Source organism: Sphaerisporangium melleum, assembly GCF_014646695.1.
In the GTDB taxonomy this organism is placed as follows: Bacteria; Actinomycetota; Actinomycetes; order Streptosporangiales; family Streptosporangiaceae; genus Sphaerisporangium; species Sphaerisporangium melleum.
Genome location: NZ_BMNT01000021.1, coordinates 146,645 through 166,570, shown reverse-complemented (window position 1 = coordinate 166,570; position 19,926 = coordinate 146,645). Strand labels below are relative to the sequence as shown.

The 19,926-nt window shown below is 70.2% G+C and carries 16 protein-coding genes and 1 pseudogene; 13 read left to right on the top strand and 4 right to left on the bottom strand.

All coding sequences use genetic code 11. The annotated features are described in order from the left end of the window. Positions 1-855: 855 nt before the first annotated feature. The 11 genes from IEY93_RS19905 to IEY93_RS19855 all read left to right on the top strand — a co-directional run bounded on the left by IEY93_RS19905 (position 856) and on the right by IEY93_RS19855 (position 10,889). Complete coding sequence (locus tag IEY93_RS19905; protein WP_189164588.1) at positions 856-1,689, top strand: SAM-dependent methyltransferase; 834 nt, start codon at positions 856-858, stop codon at positions 1,687-1,689. Between the two features lie 289 nt (positions 1,690-1,978). Further along, on the top strand, positions 1,979-2,689 hold the full coding sequence (locus IEY93_RS19900; RefSeq protein ID WP_189164587.1) for a sulfotransferase family protein: 711 nt from the start codon (positions 1,979-1,981) through the stop codon (positions 2,687-2,689). A 342-nt stretch (positions 2,690-3,031) separates the two neighbouring features. Further along, positions 3,032-4,468, top strand: a complete 1,437-nt coding sequence (locus IEY93_RS19895) for an MFS transporter (RefSeq protein ID WP_189164586.1) — start codon at positions 3,032-3,034, stop codon at positions 4,466-4,468. A 94-nt stretch (positions 4,469-4,562) separates the two neighbouring features. Further along, positions 4,563-4,880: a hypothetical protein gene (locus IEY93_RS19890; protein ID WP_189164585.1), complete on the top strand. Its 318-nt coding sequence runs from the start codon at positions 4,563-4,565 to the stop codon at positions 4,878-4,880. A gap of 149 nt (positions 4,881-5,029) precedes the next feature. Continuing rightward, positions 5,030-5,299 (top strand): metal-sensitive transcriptional regulator, encoded by a 270-nt coding sequence (locus tag IEY93_RS19885; protein WP_189164584.1) that lies wholly within the window; start codon positions 5,030-5,032, stop codon positions 5,297-5,299. A gap of 83 nt (positions 5,300-5,382) precedes the next feature. After that, positions 5,383-6,717: an MBL fold metallo-hydrolase gene (locus IEY93_RS19880; protein ID WP_189164583.1), complete on the top strand. Its 1,335-nt coding sequence runs from the start codon at positions 5,383-5,385 to the stop codon at positions 6,715-6,717. 43 nt (positions 6,718-6,760) lie between these two features. Further along, positions 6,761-7,339, top strand: coding sequence for a rhodanese-like domain-containing protein (locus IEY93_RS19875; protein ID WP_229691291.1), 579 nt, complete (start codon positions 6,761-6,763; stop codon positions 7,337-7,339). A 43-nt stretch (positions 7,340-7,382) separates the two neighbouring features. Continuing rightward, the gene (locus IEY93_RS19870) at positions 7,383-8,306 is read left to right on the top strand and encodes a sulfite exporter TauE/SafE family protein (RefSeq protein ID WP_189164581.1); all 924 of its coding nucleotides are present in this window, start codon (positions 7,383-7,385) and stop codon (positions 8,304-8,306) included. Positions 8,307-8,525: 219 nt separating this feature from the next. Beyond that, positions 8,526-9,524: a type I glyceraldehyde-3-phosphate dehydrogenase gene (gene gap, locus IEY93_RS19865; RefSeq protein ID WP_189164580.1), complete on the top strand. Its 999-nt coding sequence runs from the start codon at positions 8,526-8,528 to the stop codon at positions 9,522-9,524. Between the two features lie 23 nt (positions 9,525-9,547). Beyond that, a complete protein-coding gene (locus IEY93_RS19860; protein ID WP_203968749.1) occupies positions 9,548-10,207 on the top strand; it encodes a CBS domain-containing protein in 660 nt (219 codons plus the stop codon). A 196-nt stretch (positions 10,208-10,403) separates the two neighbouring features. Next, positions 10,404-10,889 carry a flavodoxin domain-containing protein gene (locus IEY93_RS19855; RefSeq protein ID WP_189164578.1) on the top strand — a complete coding sequence of 162 codons (486 nt, stop codon included), beginning with the start codon at positions 10,404-10,406 and terminating at the stop codon, positions 10,887-10,889. Between the two features lie 79 nt (positions 10,890-10,968). Here IEY93_RS19855 and IEY93_RS19850 read toward each other — a convergent pair whose 3' ends face one another. Next, on the bottom strand, positions 10,969-11,931 hold the full coding sequence (locus tag IEY93_RS19850) for an Acg family FMN-binding oxidoreductase (protein ID WP_189164577.1): 963 nt from the start codon (positions 11,929-11,931) through the stop codon (positions 10,969-10,971). 186 nt (positions 11,932-12,117) lie between these two features. Between IEY93_RS19850 and IEY93_RS19845 the strand changes: the two genes are divergently transcribed. Beyond that, positions 12,118-12,684, top strand: coding sequence for a hypothetical protein (locus tag IEY93_RS19845; RefSeq protein WP_229691290.1), 567 nt, complete (start codon positions 12,118-12,120; stop codon positions 12,682-12,684). 126 nt (positions 12,685-12,810) lie between these two features. Here IEY93_RS19845 and IEY93_RS39765 read toward each other — a convergent pair. Further along, a pseudogene (locus IEY93_RS39765) lies at positions 12,811-12,891 on the bottom strand (acyl-CoA dehydrogenase family protein); the annotation flags it as partial. A 1,279-nt stretch (positions 12,892-14,170) separates the two neighbouring features. Further along, entirely contained in the window at positions 14,171-16,936 is a 2,766-nt protein-coding gene (locus tag IEY93_RS19835; protein WP_189164576.1) for an nSTAND1 domain-containing NTPase, read from the bottom strand. Positions 16,937-17,298: 362 nt separating this feature from the next. Here IEY93_RS19835 and IEY93_RS19830 point away from each other — a divergent pair, with 362 nt between their 5' ends. Next, entirely contained in the window at positions 17,299-18,654 is a 1,356-nt protein-coding gene (locus IEY93_RS19830; RefSeq protein WP_189164575.1) for a hypothetical protein, read from the top strand. A 775-nt stretch (positions 18,655-19,429) separates the two neighbouring features. Here IEY93_RS19830 and IEY93_RS38335 read toward each other — a convergent pair. Then, on the bottom strand, positions 19,430-19,926 hold a 497-nt coding region (locus tag IEY93_RS38335; RefSeq protein WP_268241570.1), incomplete at its 5' end, for an acyl-CoA dehydrogenase family protein.

The window sequence follows — 19,926 nt, the reverse complement described above, 5'->3', positions numbered from 1 at the left end:
GAGCAGCAGCGACCACCGCTCCAGGAGTGACCAACGCGATCGTGGCCAACAAGGCGCGCCACGAATGTCGAGACATGGAATTTCCTTTCCTGACGTGAATACCTCAGTCAGGCAAGGCGCGCGCCGCCGCGCTGTTGCCAATTTTGATGCCTGGTCTCCAGAGGGTGCCGACCTCTGATTTCTTCGCCTGACAACCGCAGCCGACGGCCATGGCGAAGGAAATGGATTTCTAGGGGGGCACGGGGTCTCCTGGAGGGTCGCGACGCGGCGGATCAGACCGATCTTCGCGTGGGACCTCCCAGCGTAGGCATGCCTCCAGCCCCGTCAAGGCACCGGCGGAACACCACACGCCCAACATCCGCCGAATCGATTCGATAAATGACGACCGGCGGCGGTCCGTGCGCAGCGGAATGCAGGTGCGACACGATGCGGAACGCTTGGTCGAGAGCCATGTCCGGGGATCAGCGAGAGCCGGGCGAGATGAAAGTTTCAGCACGCCAGACGGCAGACACGGGATGTGGACGCCTCCCTCCCCAGAGCCGCCGACGCACACGCCCGGCAGCATGTCCGGCGTTCCGCCGTGTTCGCCACCGCACTCCGCAATGACAATTCCCGGATCCGAGAACACAGAAAGAATTCAGCGATGAAAAGACATCCCATGTCGGCAGGCACCGGTGCGCGCCAGGACAGTGCCCCCGTGGAGACCGGCTCGACCCGGTACAGGACGCCCTGAGCGCGGCGGGCAGCGGAAGAGGCGCCTCATTCGATCACTCACCTGTCACACGAAGTGCCTCACCTGTCATAATCGGCCATCTCAGGGCGCAATCGCTGATCCCGCAGAGAGACAGGGCACCCATGCCAGAGTTGTCAGAGGCCGGCACCGCCGCCTCCCGGATCAACACCTCGATCCCGCACCCGGCCCGGATCTACGACTACCTGCTGGGTGGCAAGGACAACTTCGCGGCCGACCGTGAGGCGGCCGAGCATCTCATCCAGCTGTCACCGGGAACGCGTGAGGGCGTCCGGGCCCATCGCGCCTTCCTCGGCCGGGCGGTGCGTCACCTGGCCACCGAGAGAGGGATCACGCAGTTCCTCGACCTCGGCACGGGCATCCCCACCCAGGGCAACACCCACGAGATCGCGCAGGAGGTCAACCCCGCGGCCCGCGTGGCGTACGTGGACAACGACCCGATCGTCCTGGTGCACGGGCGCGCCCTGCTGACCAGCACGCCCACCGGAATGACCTCCGTGATCGAGGCCGACATCCGGCGGCCCGACGAGATCCTCGGCCATCCCGAAGTCCGCGCCGTCATCGACTTCGACCGCCCGGTGGGCATCATCCTGGCCGGTGTGCTGCACTTCATCACCGAGCAGGAAGATCCGCACGCGATCATCAAGCGGTTCGGCTCCGCCGTGCCCTCGGGCAGCCACCTGCTCCTTTCGCACATCACCCTCGACTTCGCCTCCGAGGCCCAGCGGGAGGAGTTCACCAAGCCGTACGACAAGAGCACCGCGCCGATGGTTCCCCGGAGCCACGCCGAGGTGCTGCGCCTCTTCGAGGGCTGGCACCTGCTCCACCCCGGCCTGGTGGAGGTCGTGCAGTGGCGGCCCGACCGGCACTCCTTCGGGGACTACATCCCCGGCGGCGGTCACGCCTGGGCCTACGGCGGCGTCGCCGTCAAGCCCTGACCGGACGGCTCCTCTCCCCTCCCTGAGCCTGTGCTCATGCACCGGCCCGACGCTCCGCCTGGAGACCGGCCCAACCGGGGCGCACTCCCCCGCCCCGGCCGTGAGCGCATCGTCAAGAAGCCGGCAACGCTCCCTAAACGCCCGGCAGCGAGGCGTACCACCATCCCCGCCGATCGCCTGATTTTTCGCCATATCTGTGCTCAGGCCGCTGATCCCGCTCGCCGAGGGGAAGCCCAGCAGGCAGACGTATGGGCGTACGCGGGGCCGGCGGCGACGGGGGGCGTGGGTAATGCTGGAGGTCATCGGCGCGGGGCTGCCCCGCACGGGGACGACGTCGATGAAGGCGGCACTGGACCGGCTGGGCTTCGGGCCCTGCTTCCACACCTTCGAGGTGCTGCGCCGCCCCGACCTGGCCGACCGATGGCTGCCGGCCTGCTCAGGCGAGCCTCTGGACTGGGAGCGCACCTTCGCCGGATACCGGTCCACGCAGGACTGGCCGGCCGCCTTCTTCTGGCGGGAACTGGCCGCGGCCTACCCTCGGGCCAAGGTCGTCCTCACCGTCCGCGACCCGCACGCCTGGTACACCAGTTTCCGCGTCCTGGGCTCGGCCGACCCGCGCGGGCCACTACGCCCCGAGGACGCCGCCGAGGCCGTCCGCCCGGTCGTCGCCGCGCTGGAACGCATGCGCCCGCTGTTCGAGCACATAGCCAGGACCGTCTTCGGCGAGGACGTACGCCTCGGCGAGAAGATGCCCGAGGAGGATCGGGCCGTCGCCGCCTACCACCGGCACCTCGCCGCCGTCCGGGCCGCCATTCCCGCCGAGCGGCTCCTGGTGTTCGACGTCCGCCAGGGCTGGGAACCGCTGTGCGCCTTCCTCGGCGCCGCCCCTCCGCCCGCCGAGCCGTTCCCGCACCTCAACGACGCCGCGTCGTTCCGCAGAATGTTCCAGCTCATGCGCACCGAAGGCCGCCTCCACACCCCCTTCCCTCCCGACCCCTGACAAAGACGACGAACCCCAGCCCCGACACGGTCCGTCCGCATTGGCCCCCGCACCGGACGTCGAAAGGGCCGGCCTACCGGGGAGCCGTGACCGCGGCGCCTGTACCTCTCTGACCAGGAGATCCGCGGGGCGGCAGGCGTAGAATCGAAATCGTTCCGGGACGAGCGAGCGGGGCAGGAATCCGCATCCCGTGATGGACGGGCCGGTGCGGGGAGCCGGGTGGACCAGCCGGACGGGGGTTTCGCTGTGACGCACAACCATCCGGTTCCGCCGTGTTCCGGCGGCGGCCCTGCTCTTCCCCAGTCACCACCGCGCGCGAGGCACCGGGGAAGCTGAGCGCGCATGTCCCGGCTGCTGAGGGAACGGGCCCGCCCGGCACGCGTGCGGGAACATCCGTCCGCGCCCTGGTTCGCGGTGGCCGCGGTATGCGTGGGCTCCTTCATGGGGCAGTTGGACGCGAGCATCGTCACGTTGATCTTTCCCGCGTTGCAGCACGAGTTCGGTGCTCCCCTCGCGGCGGTGCAGTGGGTGGCCGTGGCCTATCTGCTCGCCCTGGTCGCGCTGCTGGCAGGTGCGGGACGCCTGGCCGACGTCGCGGGGCGCAAGCTGGTCTACCTGTACGGATTCGCCCTCTTCACCGCGGCGTCGGCGGCCTGTGGGTTCGCCCCATCCCTCCCCGTCCTGGTCGTCTGCCGGGTGGCGCAGGCCGCGGGAGCGGCGATGCTGCAGGCCAACAGCGTGGCGCTGGTGGTGGCCGGCGTCCCCAGGCAGCGGACACGGGCCGCGCTGGGCATACAGGCCGCCGCCCAGTCGCTCGGCCTGGCCGTCGGCCCGCTGGTGGGCGGCGTGCTCGTCGGCGTGGCCGGATGGCGGTGGGTGTTCTGGCTCAACGTGCCGGTCGGCCTGGTGGCCGTGGTCGCGGGCCGCTACCTGCTGCCGCGCACACGTGAGCGGGCCGGCGGCGGCGCCTTCGATGTGGCCGGCCTGGTCCTGCTGGCCTGTACCACCTCGGGGCTACTGCTGTCCGTCTCGGCGGTGTCCGGCCTGGACTGGCCGCCCTGGGCGGCCGTGGCCCTGGTCGCCACCGCGGTGACGTCCGCCGTCCTGCTACGGCACCGGGAGGGCCGGGCGGCCGCTCCACTCCTGAATCCGACCCTGCTGGGCGGCGCCGCCGTGGCACGCGGTCTCGCCGGAGCACTGTTCGGGTATCTCGTGCTGTTCGGTCCGCTGGTGCTGATCCCGCAGGTTCTGATCGCCGCGGGCCTGAGCGAGCCTCATGCCGGTCTGGTGCTCAGCGCGTTGCCGGCGGGATTCGCGGTGACCGCGCTGGCGGGCGATCACCTGCTGCCGCGCCGGTGGGACAACCGGAGGCGCTGCTTGGCCGGCGCCCTGACGGCCGCCGCGGCGGCCGGGGGCGCGGCCATCGCCCCCACGACACTTGGTCCTCTCGCGGCCTTCCTGGCCGTACTTGGCGCGGGTTTGGGGATGTTCGTCCCGGCGAACAACGCTGCTGTGATGGCCGCCGTCCCGGCACGGATGTCGGCGACGGCCGGAGGGTTGATCAACATGGCGCGCGGTGTGGGGACTGCGCTGGGCATCGCCGGGGTCACTCTCGCCCTGTACTCGGCACACGGACCCGGCCCGGCCGGGGCACGGGTCGCGCTCGTGGGACTGGTGGGCGCCGCGCTCGCCGCCGCGCTGACCATGCAGGCGCCATCCCGGCCGGACGCGACCGCCCAGAGCCGGAGGGAGTCCCGCGACGACCGTGACCGCCGATGACCGGCCGGCTTCGGGAGCACCGTACCGCCACCGGATGCGCTCCCCCACGCCGCCGGCGCACTCACCTCGACCCCACGTTCCGGGGAGGACGCCCATGCCACCACCGAACCAGATGGACGACCTGATGACACAGATCCGGCTGACCACCCGACGCCGGTATCTGAGCGCCCTCATCACCGCCGTGGCGGCGGGGATGATGCTCGGCTTCGCCCGTAACGACGCGGTCGTTGCGGCGGGCGCGCTCACGCTGGCCAACGCCCTGCTGCTGGCCGCCTATGCCTACAGCCACGGCACCGCCGCGGCCAGGCGCCACCGACTCGCCGCCCGCCCCTCCAGCGGGTTCGTCAACGTGATCGCGTTGCTGGGGGCGACGGCCGTGCTCCTTCTCGCCGCCGGCCTGCTGCTTCGGTAGACCCGCTGCCGGGCGGCCGGCGGGGGCGAGGTGCGCGCGAGGCGGCGGCCGAGCCGGTGGTATCGGATCATGCCCGCCACGGTGCTTCATCCCCGTTCGACGGGTGCCTCAATTTCGTTCCAGCATACGCCCGGGGGTATAGTCGAGGCATGGAGCTGAACGAGGGCATGGTGGGTGACGCGCTGACACGCCTCAAGCGGGCGCACGGACAGCTGGCCGGAGTGATCGCGATGATCGAGGCCGGCGAAGACTGCACCAAGGTGCTCACGCAACTCGCCGCCGTCTCCAAGGCCCTCGACCGCGCCGGTTTCAAGATCGTGGCAGCCGGGCTGCGCCACTGCCAGGACGCCCAGAACCGCGGCGACCAGCCACCGATGAGCGTCGCCGAACTGGAGAAGCTCTTCCTGGCCCTCGCCTGAGCACCGTGGCCACGGGACCGGCCGTGGCCACACATTTTTCGTCATTACATACCCCCAGGGGTATGGAGAGGAGCCGATGAACCATGGACGTCGTATCATTCCGGACCCCCGGGCTGGGCGACCAGACCTACCTGCTCATCCACGAGGGCAAGGGCGTCCTCGTGGATCCCCAGCGCGACATCGGCCGCTTCCTGGACGCCGCCGCCGAGCGCGACGTGGATCTGCGATTCGTGCTGGAGACCCACCTGCACAACGACTACCTCTCCGGCGGCGAACAGGCCGCGCTGCGCACCGGCGCCGAACTGATCATGCCCGCCGCCGCGGCCCCCGCCTACCGGCACACACCGGCCTTTCATCTGGAGGACATCGACGGCGGCGCCGGGCTGACCGTTCGGCCCGTCCACACGCCCGGTCACACCCCCGAGCACACCAGCTACCTGGTGCTCATCGGCGGCGAGCCAGTCGCGCTGTTCTCCGGTGGCAGCCTGCTGGTCGCCTCGGCCGGCCGGCCCGACCTGCTCGGCCCCGAACGCGCCCGATCCCTGGCCCGCCTGCAGCACATCTCGTTGCGCCGACTGGCGGCGCTGCCGCCCGAGGTCGCCCTGTACCCCACGCACGGCGAGGGCTCGTTCTGTACCGCGACCGGCGCCGGCCGGCTGACCTCCACGATCGGGGCGGAACTGGCGCACAACGCGCTGCTGTCCATCGACGACCCGGAGAAGTTCGCCGACGCGCTGCTGACGGCGCCCATGCCCATACCCGCTTTCTACCGGCACATGGGCCCGGCCAACACGCTCGGGGTGCCCCCAATGCCGCCCGTTCATGTGCCCGAACTCGACGCCGTGCCGGAAGGCAACCAGGTCCTCGACATCCGCCCGCGCCAGGCACAGGCCCGCGGCATGCTGCCCGGCTCACTCGGCATCGAGCTGGACGACGACTTCGGGAGCTGGACGGGCTGGCTACTCCCCCACGCCGAGCCGATCACGCTGGTCGCCGAGCCCGGTCAGGACGTCGCCGCGGCGGTCACCCAGCTCGCCCAGATCGGCGTCGACACCGTCCGGGGCGTCGTCCGCCACCTCGGGGAGGCCGCCACTCAGACGTATGAGCTGCTCGAACTGGACGCCTTCGTCGAGCGCCTGGCCCGGCCGGGCGCCCAGCTCCTGGACGTGCGCATGCCGAGCGAACGGGAACAGGCGAGGCTGGAGGGCGCCGTCGAGCGCTTCCTGCCCGACCTGTTCACCCAAGGCGTCCCTACCGAACTCGACTCCGCCCGGCCCGTGCTCGTCGTATGCGCCTCCGGTCGCCGGTCGAGCATCGCCGCCGGCCTGCTGGCCCGCGAGGGCTACCGGGCGAGCGTGCTCACCGGCACGGGCGCCGCCGAACTCGCCGTCGAGCTGGGAGGCGAGCATGCCGCCTGACCCCCCCGTACACCACCATCACGCCAGAGCAGGAGAACCTTCCGTGTCCCGCATCGACGCTATCTCCGCCCGTTCACTGATCGCGGCCAACCCGGACGTTCTCGTCGTGGACGTTCGCACTCCGGCCGAGTTCGAGACCGCGCACATCGACGGCGCCATCAACTTGCCCCTCGACCAGGTCGACGCCCATCTCCGGCGGATCGTCTCCGACGCCGGCGGGCGCATGCTGCTCATCTGCCAGTCCGGCAATCGCGCCGAGCGGGCACACCGGGCGCTGATCGGGGCCGGGATGACCGACGTCGTCATCCTGGACGGCGGCATGAACGCCTGGATCGCCTCGGGCGCGCCGGTCGACCACGGCCGGCCGCGCTGGTCGCTGGAGCGCCAGGTCCGGCTCGTGGCCGGGAGCATCGTCTTCGCCTCGGTCGTGGCGGGCCTGTGGATCCCGGCCGCGCTGATCGTCGCCGCGGTCATCGGATCGGGCCTGACCCTCGCGGCCCTCACCGGTACCTGCGCGATGGGCCTGCTGCTGGCCAAGCTCCCCTACAACCGCGCCAGTGGCGTGGACGTCGAGTCCGCCCTCACCCGCCTGCGCCGGAATTCCTCCCGGACGGGCGCGTGACGAAGCGTCTTCTCATGACATCTACATACCCCTGGAGGTATCTGTGATCGCCTTGACCCTCACCGCCGCCCTCTTGATCGGGGTGACGCTCGGCCTGTTCGGCGGCGGAGGGTCCATCCTCACCGTGCCGGTGCTGGTCTACCTCGCCGGCCTGCCGGCCAGGCAGGCCATCGCCATGTCGCTGTTCGTCGTGGCCGTCACCGGTGCCGTCAGCGCCATCGGCCATGCCAGGGCCGGACGCATCCGCTGGCGGACCGGACTGATCTTCGGGTCGGCCGGCATGGCGGGCGCCTACGCCGGCGGGCTGATCGGCCCGCATCTGCCCGAAGCGCTGCTCCTGGCGGCCTTCGCGGCCATGATGATCGCCACCGCCATCGCCATGATCCGCGACCGCCGCACCCCGGTCGCGAGGCCCCTGCGCCGCGAGCTTCCCGTTCCGCAGGTGATCGCCGAGGGCATCGGGGTCGGCCTGGTGACCGGGCTCGTCGGGGCGGGCGGCGGCTTCCTGGTGGTGCCCGCCCTGGTTCTGCTCGGCGGTCTGCCGATGGGCGTGGCGGTGGGCACCTCGCTGCTGGTCATCGCCATGAAGTCCCTGGCCGGCTTGGCCGGTTACCTGGTGAGCACGCCGGTCGACTGGTCGCTGGCCCTTCCAGTGACCGCGGCGGCCGTGACCGGCGGGCTCATCGGCGGCGGCTTCGCCGGCCGGGTCGACGCCGAAAGGCTGCGCAAGGCCTTCGGCTGGTTCGTCCTGGCGATGGGCGCCTTCGTCCTCATCCAGCAGGCGCCGCCCTCGCTGTCGCACAGCGCATGGACCGCCGCCGGGGCAGCCCTGGCCGCAGTGACGGCCGGCATCATCCTCGCACTGCGGCGACGCCGAGCGGCGGCCGCCGACCTGCCTGCACGCTCACCGAACGAAGGGCAGGCACCCGCCTCTCGCGATGTCCGCCCGGCCGTGCGAGATCACTGAACAGGGAGGCCGGTGACGGCACGGGTGATCGTCCGGCCTCGGTGCGGGATGGACATGCCTTGGCGCGCCCGCGCCGCTCGGAGGCCGAGGAGGACGACACGCCGGGTGGCCGGCGGGTGGCAAGAGGGTCTCAAGTCCTTCCGCAGTGGTCCTTCGCCCCTGTGGCCGTACACCCGCCACGCCGGACGATCGGCTCGAACCCTCACAGCGGGAGGAACAATGACGAAGGTAGGAATCAACGGTTTCGGGCGGATCGGCAGGGCCGTGCTGCGGCGCGGCCTCGCCCAGGGACTCGACATCGTGGCCGTCAATGACGTGGCCGGCGCGGAGACGCTGGCACACCTGCTCAAGCACGACTCCACCTACGGCCGGTACGACAAATCCGTCGCGGTGTCGGCGTCGGCCCTGCTCGTGGACGGCAAGTCGATCCAGGTGACCGATCACCGGGACCCCGGCGCCATCGACTGGGCCGGATACGGCGTCGACCTCGTCATCGAGTCCACCGGCCGGTTCCGCACCGGGACCGATGTCGCCCCGCATCTCAAGCGCGGTGCGCGGAAGGTGCTCATCACGGCCCCCGGCAAGGACGTCGACGTGACACTCGTGCCCGGCGTCAACGACTCGGCCTACGACCCCGGCCTGCATCAGATCGTGTCGATGGCCTCGTGCACGACCAACTGCGTCGCGCCGATGGTCAAGGTGCTCAACGACAACTTCGGCCTGGTCAAGGGCTTCATGACCACAGTGCACGCCTACACCGGCGACCAGCGTCTGCTGGACGCCCCGCACAAGGATCCGCGCCGGGCCCGGTCGGCAGCGGTGAACATCGTGCCGACCACCACGGGCGCGGCCCGCATGGTCGGCGAAGTGCTTCCGGAGCTCAGGGGCCGGTTGGACGGCGTCGCGCTGCGCGTTCCGGTCGTGGACGGCTCGCTGACCGACCTGTCGGTGGTCCTGGCGGCCCGGGCGACCGCCGAGGAGATCAACCAGGTCTTCGCCGAGGCGGCGCAGAGCCCGCCGCTCAAGGGCATCCTCCGTTACAGCACCGCGCCGCTGGTCTCCAGCGACGTCATCGGCGACCCGTCGTCGTGCGTGTTCGATGCCCCGTTGACGCAGGCCGACGGAGAACTGGTGAAGGTGTTCGGCTGGTACGACAACGAGTGGGGCTACGTGAGCCGGCTGGTGGAAACGGCGATCAGGATCGCCGGCGAGTCGTGACGAGGAGGAGGAAGGACATGACCATGGAGGTCAGGCAAGTGATGGGGCGCGCCGGGATCGCGGTGCGGCAGGACGCGCCGTTCTCCGAGATCGTGGCCACGATGAAGAAGTACGCGGTCGGCGCCGTCGCGGTGATCGATCTGGACCGGCGTCCGGTGGGTGTGGTCTCCGAGGACGACCTGCTGCTGAAGGAGACCGGACCGGCGAGCACGCTGCCGCTGACCCGCCGGAGCCGGGAGGAACGGCGCAAGGCCGACGGCCTGCGCGCCGGGGAGCTGATGACCGCGCCCGCGATCACGGTGACTCCCGGTACCTCCCTCCGCGACGCCGCCCGCCTGATGCACGAGAAGCGGATCAAGCAACTTCCGGTGATCGACCCGGTCACCGGCCGGATCGAGGGGACCGTCCACCAGTCCGATCTGCTGCGCGTCTTCCAGCGCCCGGCGGCGGAGCTGCGCGACGACGTCATGACCACGATCCGCGATGAGACCGGGCTCGACCCGGAGCGGCTGTCGATCGACATCGCCGACGGCGTCGTGACCATCGCCGGCGAGGCCGAGCACGCCTCCCAGGTCTCCTCGCTGGTGGAGGCGATCCGGCAGGTGGAAGGCGTCGTCGCCGTCATCCCCGACCTGACCTCCCCGGTCGGTGAGAACGACGCGATCGTGCTCCCGCTGCTGTGACGCGGCGCTCCACCCCATGCCGGTGTCCTGGGCCTGACAAGGGCCAGGACACCGGCATCGCGATGTGGCGGCCCAGGAGGGCTCTCTCGGCGGATCCGGCGCCCGGACCGGCGGGACCTTGGTCACCCGTCACCGTGGGCATGAGGCTCTACGCGCCCATCCGCACTGGACGGATGCTCGGTGTGGAGGTGATCCCATGGCACGCATACTGGTGGCACATGGATCGAAGCGGGGCTCGACGGCCGAGATCGCCGAGTGGATCGGCGAGACGCTGCGGGATGACGGCCACCACGTCGACGTCACTGCGGCGAAAGACGCGCGAGATGTGCGGGGATACGAGGTCGTGATCCTCGGCGGTGCACTCTACGCGGGGGTGTGGCACAAAGACGCCCGCCGGTTCGCGCGGCGTCACGCCGAGGCGCTACGGGCCTGCTCACTGTGGCTCTTCAGCAGCGGGCCACTCGACCGCACCGCCTCTGAAAAGGACATCCCACCGGTGCGCGGCGTCGCCGCGTGGATGTCCCGGCTGGAGGCGGCCGGGCACGCGACGTTCGGAGGACGGCTCGATCCGGAGCAGCGCGGCATCGTGGCCTCCTCCCTGGCCAAGCGGATGGCCGGCGACCACCGCGACCGCGAACAGATCACGGCGTGGGCCAAGGACGTGTCCGCCCAGTCGGGCTGACGCCACCGAAGCGGGGCCGGCGCCTCGGCGGCGCGATGCCGATGTGACGACTGGGCGGAGTTCTCCGTGAACCGGGTGCTCAGACGGCACCGGTCCGCAGCTCGGCGGAAGGGCGGCGCGGCGCACGCGGCACGGGCGGCCCGTACCCGAGCCTGATGATCATCTGTGGGTGGCCGCGGCGGTGACGCGGATCGAGCCGGTGCCGCATGTCGCGGAGATCCAGCGGCTGGTTGAGGAACGAGGCGGACACACCGTGAGCGCTCGCCAGCAGCAGCACCCTCTGCAGGGCCTGCCCGGCACGAAGCCAGTCGGCCGGGCGGTCCTCCGGGGTGGTGAGCACCGCGATCTGCGGGCGCCGCTCGAAACGCTCGGCGGGCCGGTGGGACTGCGCTCCGAAGTCACGGGCAAGGGCCGCGTCGCCGATGGCGCGAGGGCCCATGACGTAGGAGGGCAGGCCGTCGGAGTGCGCTCCACTCATCGTCCACGCTCGCAGCTCCGCCTGGTAGTCGTGATCCTCCGCCAGCTTCTCCTCGGCCATCACGACATAGTCCAGCAAGTCCGCCGAGCGCCGTTCTCCTAGCAGGACCAGGTTGGCCCCCTCTCTGGACGCCGCGATCCGCAGGTCCGCCAGCACCCATGGGGGCACCCGCCTGTCTTCGAACGGTTCGCGGTTGGTGCGTCGCTTGTCGATGTTGGCGTACAGCACCTGCTCGGCGGGGGTGGCCGGGCCGAAGTCGGACATGTGGACGGCCGCGAGCAGCCGCTGCTCGCCTGATGGGTCGGGCAGCAGTCGCGTCAAGGGCCGGAACCCGGCCACCCGGACGGCGATGCGCAGATTGAACAGCGCAGCGCCACAGCTCACGCGCATGGAGCGGCCACGCGGGTCGATTCTTCTGAGCCGCCGGTCCGGATCCGCGAGCAACTCGATCGACCTTCCCGTGATCCGGAAGCGCCACGGTTGGGTGTTGTGAACCGAGGGTGCCTGACCGGCCGCGGTGAGCAGCCAGCGGACACCGAGTTCGGTGTCAGCGGGGAAAGCCATATCGCGCCTCCTTCATCGACCCTCCGAGATTCCCGTCACCGTCCGGCAGGCGGCAGAGCCGAAAGTCCCGCCACGACCGGGACATCCGGCGGACCGGCCCAAGCCGTACGACACTGCTCGCGGACGCGGCGAGGCGGTGTGCTTGGGACGGAACGAAACCGCGACTCCGCGATGAAAGGGCCAGCCATGGCACTCACCCAAGGACGCCACCAAGGTGACGCCGCCCCCCGCACCCCCGCCCTGAGCGCCGGCCGGCCCCAGACGCCCGCGCGCCCGGCCGACCACGTCTTCGCCGTCGCCCGCATCGCGATCGGCTGGATCTTCCTGTGGGCCTTCCTGGACAAGCTGTTCGGCTGGGGCTTCGCCACCCCGGCGAACCGCGCCTGGATCCACGGCGGCAGCCCCACCACAGGCTTCCTCAAGGGCACCACCGACCACACCTTCGGCGGGCTGTTCACCGCCCTGGCGGGTCAGGCCTGGGTCGACTGGCTGTTCATGCTCGGGCTGGCGGGCATCGGCACCGCCCTGATCCTGGGCGCCGGCATGAGGATCGCCGCGACCACCGGCGGGCTCCTGCTCCTGTTCATGTGGGCCGCCGAACTCCCCCTCGCCAACAACCCCTTCATGGACGACCACATCATCTACGCCATCGTGCTGGCCGGCCTGGCCCTGGCAGGCGCCGGCGACACCCTCGGCATCGGCGAATGGTGGAGCAGCACGGCGATCGTGAAGCGCCACCCGATCCTCAAGTAGCGCCTGTGCGCACTCACGGCGCCCGCTCCTCACCACCGAGAAGCGGGCGCTGACGCATGCCACCAGCCACCCCAGCCGAGCAAGGCCACCTACCCGCCCCGTCTCCAAGACCGATCCGGCACCGGCTCACTGGATGGGGAGGCCGGTGATGGCGCGGGCGATGATGAGGCGCTGGATCTCGGACGTGCCCTCGAAGATGGTGTAGATCTCCGACCCCGTATCTCCCGACCTGGCCCGATGCCTGGATCACCCGCAGGTCGCCAGAGCGATCAGCGACGAACAGGATCGGCTGGACTATAGCTGGAGTACTGACGTAGATCCGGGCGGTCGCGATTCGCTCCTCCAGCGGTACCTTCGTCTTACCGATGGGAATATCATCAGGATCACAACCGAATGCGACGGTCGATACGAGGTCACGGAATGTCCATTCCGCGCTGAGACCGCGCCTCTGCAACTGCTCGAAAAGCAGTTCAGCGATCGGGCGGTATTCCCGGCCTTCCAGGGTGCGGTCCTGAGCTGTGGCCACGAGGTCATCTCAGCCGGCGCGGACGGCTTCGTCCGCTTCAAACGCTTGGAGGAGATTCTTTGCGGCCGTGGTGACGTCGGTCCAGATGGAATCGTTGCGGGTGCCCGGTGGCTGCGCCAAGACGGTCGTGGGCTACCGACGAGCTGTGAAAAGGTGGCTTGGAATTGCGTGAGTGGTGCGGCGATATGTGCTCGGAGCGAGGCACCGAGCGCGCTTATAGACTCGTCGAGGTCGAGCCGTAGCGACGTTCGGTTGGCGACCTTCTTCCAGGCATCGACGCCGCTGGCAAGCTCCAGCCACTCCAGGACTTCCTCTACGATCACGGTAAGCGGCAGAACGGTGCTTACACCGTGGTGGCGGTCGAGTGACGAGACGAGGGACTTCAGCCAGTCTGGATCGTCAGCGGACCAGTGGTCGCTGACGTTGTGGTCGATCATCACCTTGGGCGCGCCTCTCGCGCAGTCCTGGCGACAGCCTGGAAGGGCTGTCTCGTCATAATCCCACTCAGCTTGATCTTCAACGCGTGTCCTCGATCAGCTCGCTGAGCGGGTCGAGCGCTCTGGCGTTCGCCGGACAGCAGAGCGACCGTGGCGCGATCATTTGCGTTGCCGAAACACCCATGATTATCCAACCAAGGCCGTGAAAATGAGCCTGCGAGACAGTCCTCCACCGTCCAGCCCCGTCCACCGCCGTTGTCACTCAGTTTGTCACCCAGGCTGTGCATCACGTCGGCCTTGAGCGAGCCTTGGTCCCGCCACCCCGATCACTATCCAGTGTGCGCCCGGGAGCGCTCGGCGGTGGAGACGACGAACAGCTCGTCGTCGGGACCATCCCCGCGTGCGCGGGGAGCACAGTGGCCCCCAGCGAGATCATCCGCTGCCGGCCACCCGGTACACCTCCGGCGCCCGCCGCGAGGAGATCGCGTCGGCGTTGACCGTGCCGAAGGTCGTGTCCGGCAGCTTAACGTCGCCGGGCGGTGGGGCTCTGGGCGGTCGGGCACAGCGGGAACCGCAGCGTATCCGGCAGATAGCGATCCCAGTCCAGTTTCACCGGGCCGGCGCAGATGTCGTCGATCACGCGGGGCACGTTGGGGTCCAGCCGCCACAGCGCGCCTTTCTGGATGGCGATGAGGAGCGGTTCGCCGGTCTCTGGAAGGATTCGGGGGTTGATCAGGTCCAGGCCTTCGATGCGGAGGGACATGACTTCCGTTCCTGAGGCGAGGTCCCACATGCGGATCGAGGCGTCGTCCACCACAGCGGCCGTCCGGCCCCGCGGGTCGAAGGCGACACTGGCGGGAAACTTCACACCGCCGGCTTCGACCACCGTACGCGGGAAGCGCGGGTCGGTGGCCTTCAGCAGGGTCAGGTTCCCCGACGTCGAGCCGATCACGGCCACCGTGTCGGCGGGACCGGCGATCGGGTACACCACTTCCGGAGTGCGCATCAGGGTGGCGATCCGCACACCGTCGAGGCTCCACAGCTCGGCGGCGTACGCCCCGCTGTCACGGCGGGTCAGCACCACCGCCGAAGCGTCCGGGACCACCGACACGTCCTCCACATCGCCGGCGGAGAGCCGGCGGACCGATCCGTCGGCGACCTGCCACACCACGGCGGTACGGTCCCTTCTCCGGGCCACCACCAGGCTGCCGTCCCGGGCGATGCCCGTCACCATCTGGAGGCCGGTGGGAAGGGCGATCTCGCGTGGATGGTCCGGCTCCGAGACGTCCCACAGATGGGAGGTCACCCCGTCCCAGGTGATCACATGGCTCTCGTCGGCGCTGGTGGCGACGTACCAGGGGCCGCCGGGCAGCACACCGGCGGGCCGCCAGCCGGTACCGTCCCGACGCCAGAGCCGATAGCCGGACGAGTCCGCGAGATTCTCGGCCCGTTCGGTGACGGCGATCCGGCCTGGCGTGTCGACGAAACCCTTACCGAGGGTGCTCGCTCCCGCTGCGGCACCGGCGAGGATCAGCGCCGCACGGGTCTCGGGGGTCGGGCTGATCCGGTAGGCGGCCAAGGCGAGCGCCGCCGCGTCGCGCGGCCTGGTGAGCAAGAGGGTGCGGGCGGCATCCGCGGCGCGCAGGCCTATGGCGTCGTTCCTCTGGCGGTCGGCTTCGCGTTTCGCCGCGACGGCCATGCCGACGGCTCCCGCCAGCAGGACGACCAGCGCGGCAAGGGCCGCGATGAGCATCTTCAGCCCGCGTCGCCGCCTACGGAGCTTGGTCGCGCGGAGCGCCTGCGCCGTCAGACCGGCGTCGAGGAAGTCGTGTTCAATCGGGTTGAGCCGCCCGCGCAGCGAATCGATCATGGTCAGGTGCTCCCCACGCCACAGCAGGTCGGGGTCGCGTCCATGCGCCTGCCAGGCCGCGGCCGCCTCGGTGACCCGGTGGTGCACCCGGAGGATGTCCCGGTCCTCGGCGATCCAGGCGGCCAGCCGTGGCCACGCTCGCAGCAGCGCCTCATGGACCAGCTCGGCGCCGTGGTCATCGAGGCTGACCAGCCGGGCCGCGGCGAAGCGTTCGAGCGGGCCGTGCGGTTCCCGCAGCTCTTCGCGCCGGATCCGTCGTTTGGTGTCCTCGGTGCCGTCGCCGGGAGTGACCAGCCGCAGGAACATCAGCCGGGCGGCGTCCAGTTCCTCGCCCGCGAGCTGCTGGTAGGTCTGTTCGGCGGTGCGTGCCAGGGCGTGCTCGACGCCACCGACATCCTCGTACCCGGCCAGGGTCAGCGTCATCCCGCGGCGACGCCGCCATGTCTCGGCGAGCACGTGCGACACCAACGGCAACGCCGACGGCTGCCCGGTGACATCGGACATCAGCCGTGCAAGCAGGGCGGACTCCACGGAGACACCCGCTCGGGCCGCCGGCTCGGTGACGGCGCGGCGCAGGTCGTCGGCCGACATCGGGCCGACCAGCAGCTGAGCACGGTAGAGGGCCGTGACCAGCTCGGGGTGGCGGCCACAGTGGCCGTAGAAGTCGGCGCGCACACCCAGCACCACCCTGCTGCGCGGGGAGGCGGCGGCCGTCAGCGCCTGCACCAGCCACAGCCGGTCGCCGTCGGCGCAGAGAGTGAACACCTCCTCGAACTGGTCGACGATGAGGAGCAGCTCGCCCGGCACCTCGGACAGCCGACCGCGCAGGGCGTGCGGGTCGGCGGCGAGTCGCTCGCGCAGGGGGGCCAGCGGCTCGTCGACGAGCCCGGCCACGACCGTCGCCACCTCCGTCACGGGGTCGTGCCCGGGGGTGAGAACCAGTGCGGTGCGCGTGGACTTGGCGGCCAGTCCGGCGCGCAGCAGCGACGACTTGCCGGCGCCGGACGCGCCGAAGACGCCCACGAACGGCCGCTCGTCGACCAGGCGCACCAAGGCCTCGGTCAGCGCCTCCCGGCCGAAGAACCGGTCGGTGTCCTCAACTTGGTAGGCTGCCAGCCCGACGTACGGCGACGGCGCCGAGTCGTCCGCCGTGGCGTCGGACGCGGCCAGGTCCCGCCACCGGTCCCGCCACGCGTCGACGTCGCCGTCGCAGGCGGCGACGAAGGCCAGGGTCACCGAGAGGCTGGGCAGCCTCCGCCCGGCCACGGCCTCCGACAGCGCGGCCGCCGAATAGCGGGCCCGCGTACCCAGCTCGCGGTACGACGGCTGCCCGGCCTTCTGCCGTAATCGCCGCAGGTCGCCGGCGAACCGGAGCACCGGCGTGTCCTCGGCGCCCAGCGGGCGTTCCTGACGTGGCATCGCCCCCCTTTCTCCCCACCCCGATATCGCCCTCGGGCATTCTTCACCGCGGCGGGCCAGACCTCGAGATCTCACCTTCCGTGAACACGCGAGCACCAGAGCCGATGTTCGTTGTTCATGGTTTGTTGTTCAGGCGCCGAGGGCGAACCTGAACACCCCGTCCGACCCTAGTGTCGGGCATGCCTCGTTCCCCTCCGAACGGCCATGCCGCCGGGGGCCGGGCCTTCTCACCGACAAGTCAGCGAAAGTCGCGCCAGTAGGCGCGGCGGGCGATTCCCGGACAACTTCCACGGCTCGTGGCGGGTTCGCCGTACGCTCATCCAGGAAAGGGAACTTCTTTGTCGTTATCACGGCTTGGTCGCTTGGCGTCCGCGGTGGTCGCGGCGGGTCTCGTGGTCCTGATGGCGGGGCCGGCGCACGCCGACTTCGCCACCACCGGTACCGAGCCCGCCTACCCCTACGCCCAGCCGGTGGACGCGAATGTCCCCAAGCGGGGCTGCGCCACGACACTGTCCGACCCCACCAACGCCGGTGCGAGCATCCCGGCGGTTCAGGTGATCTACGCCTGGCACGAGGAGTACGGGAACCGCTACAACGACGTCGCAGAGCAGATCGCCAAGATCGTCGACCGGATGGACTGGTCGGTGGACGAGTCGACCAACTACGACCAGCACATCAACCTCAGCTGCCGGACCGGTTACAACACCAGCACCTACTCCGGCTACGCCCGGGCCCTGGTGATCCCGGAGGAGATCGAAGGCGGGACGATCGGCGGTGAGATCGCCGCCGACGTCGTCGCCGACGACCTGGCGGCGGCGGGCTACGACAACGCCAACCGCCGGTACGTGGTCTTCGAAGACTTCAGCGAGGGTACGGCGCAGGCGCACTGCGGCCCGCTCTGCGTGGCCACCGCGGACGAATGGGACAGTGGCACCCTGCTGCACGAGCTGGTCCACTTGTCCGGCGCGGATCACGCCAAGGCCACCGAGGTGCCCGACACCGTCGACGTCTCCGACGTCATGTCCACCCAGTGGGACAACTGGAATCTGGACCAGGAGTTCAACAGCTACTACGACCCCAGCGAGCTCACCGCGACGTTTCCCAACTACGGCCTCGCGGTGAACGCGGCCACCACCCCATGGTTCACCACGCCCACCTGCTGCGACGTGGGCTACAGCAACGACCTGCTCACCGCCGAGGAACGCGGGATCGAGTCCGTGGCGCCGTATGGCTCCCCGGCGGGCTTCACCCTCTCCGGTGGTGGCTGGATACAGGTCACCCCGCCGGGGTCGGACGCACAGGTGTCGGCCAGGTACTTCGACGGCCGCCGGTCCCTGACCATGAACGTCCAGTCGTGGTCTGAGGGGGTCCTGTCGCTCACCCGCAAGCCGGCGGTGACGGCGGGACAGCGGTACAAGTTCTTCGCCCGGGTGACGACCGCCACCTCAGGCAACGTCAAGCTCCGGCTGTCCTGGTACAACTCCTCCAACGTGCTGATCTCCAACAGCGACAGCTCGACCTACGCCCTCAACTCCAACTGGCAGGAGTACAGCGTCTCGGCGGTCGCTCCGACCGGCGCGGCCACCGCGCAACTCTCCGTGGTGAGCCCGTCCGGCCAGACCTTCGCCTACGTGCTGGACAGCCTGCAGCTCAACCACTGCAATAACGGCAAGACCGCTGACGGATGCCGGCTGGACGGCCTCCTGCCCTCCACCTGACCCCTGGACACGGCCGCCGTCCTGGCCCGCGCCCTCGACACCCTCCACTGATAACAAGTTTCGCCGGGTGCGCCCCGCCGGCCGTGCCCGGCGGGGCCTCCCCCCGGATCGGCCAGGGGCAGGACGGGTCGGCGACCACCGAACCGATGTGCAGGTCCCAGCCGCGCAGATCGGATGACGCCGGGGCGCTCGTTATGCTTAGAAATCTACTCGAGGGACACTTCGCCAGCATCCTCCATGCTTGCAACTTTTCGAATTGCGATCCCAATCCAGTATGGCCCTCCTGTCCTAAATCCTGCCGCGAGGCACCCGTTTGGCGCGCGCGATCATCGGCGCCCATCCTGATCTGTTGCGCGCCCTGCCGATCGTCGCGGCCGGCTGCGGCCTACGACAGGGCGAGTTGTTCGGCCTGGCGCGCGGAGCTACAGCGAAACCGTCTGGAAGCCCGCCCTAGCCGCCGGCGGCGTTATCCCTGCCCCCAACAAGGACCCCAGGTCACGCCGGCGGTTCGAGACCACGCGGAAGGAAGGGCTGCATCAACTTCGGCACTACTACGCCGGCATCGCCCTCGTCGGCGGTGTCTCCATCAAGGAGCTCGCCGAGTACCTCGGGCATGCCGATCCGGGCTTCACTCTGCGGAGCTACGCGCACCTGATGCCCGGCTCACACGACGGTGCCCGGCGGGCCGTCCATGACCGGCTGTTCCGTCGTCGCGCGGTGTCCGACGGAACAGCGACGGAACAGGGGGCGATGCGCGGTGCTCGCGGGCCGGGGATCACTGGATGGGGAGGCCGGTGATGGCGCGGGCGATGATGAGGCGTTGGATCTCGCTGGTGCCCTCGAAGATGGTGTAGATCTTGGCGTCGCGGTGGAAGCGCTCGACGGGGTGCTCGCGGGTGTAGCCGGCGCCGCCGAGGATCTGGATGGCCTGCTCGGTGACCCACACGGCGGTCTCCCCGGCGACCAGCTTGGACATCGAGCCCTCGGCCTGTTCGAACGGGTGGCTGTTGCGGGCCATCCAGGCGGCGCGCCAGGTCATGAGGCGGGCCATGTCCACGCGGGTGGCCATGTCGGCGAGCAGGAAGGCCACGGCCTGGTTCTGGCCGATCTTGCGGCCGAACTGCTCGCGCTGCCGGGCGTAGTCGCGGGCGTACTCGAAGGCGGCCCGGGCGATGCCGACCGCCATGGCGGCGACGGTGGGACGGGTGGTCTCGAAGGTGCGCATGGCGGACTGCTCGCCGCCGCGGCCGCCTTCGCGCACGCGGGCCAGGC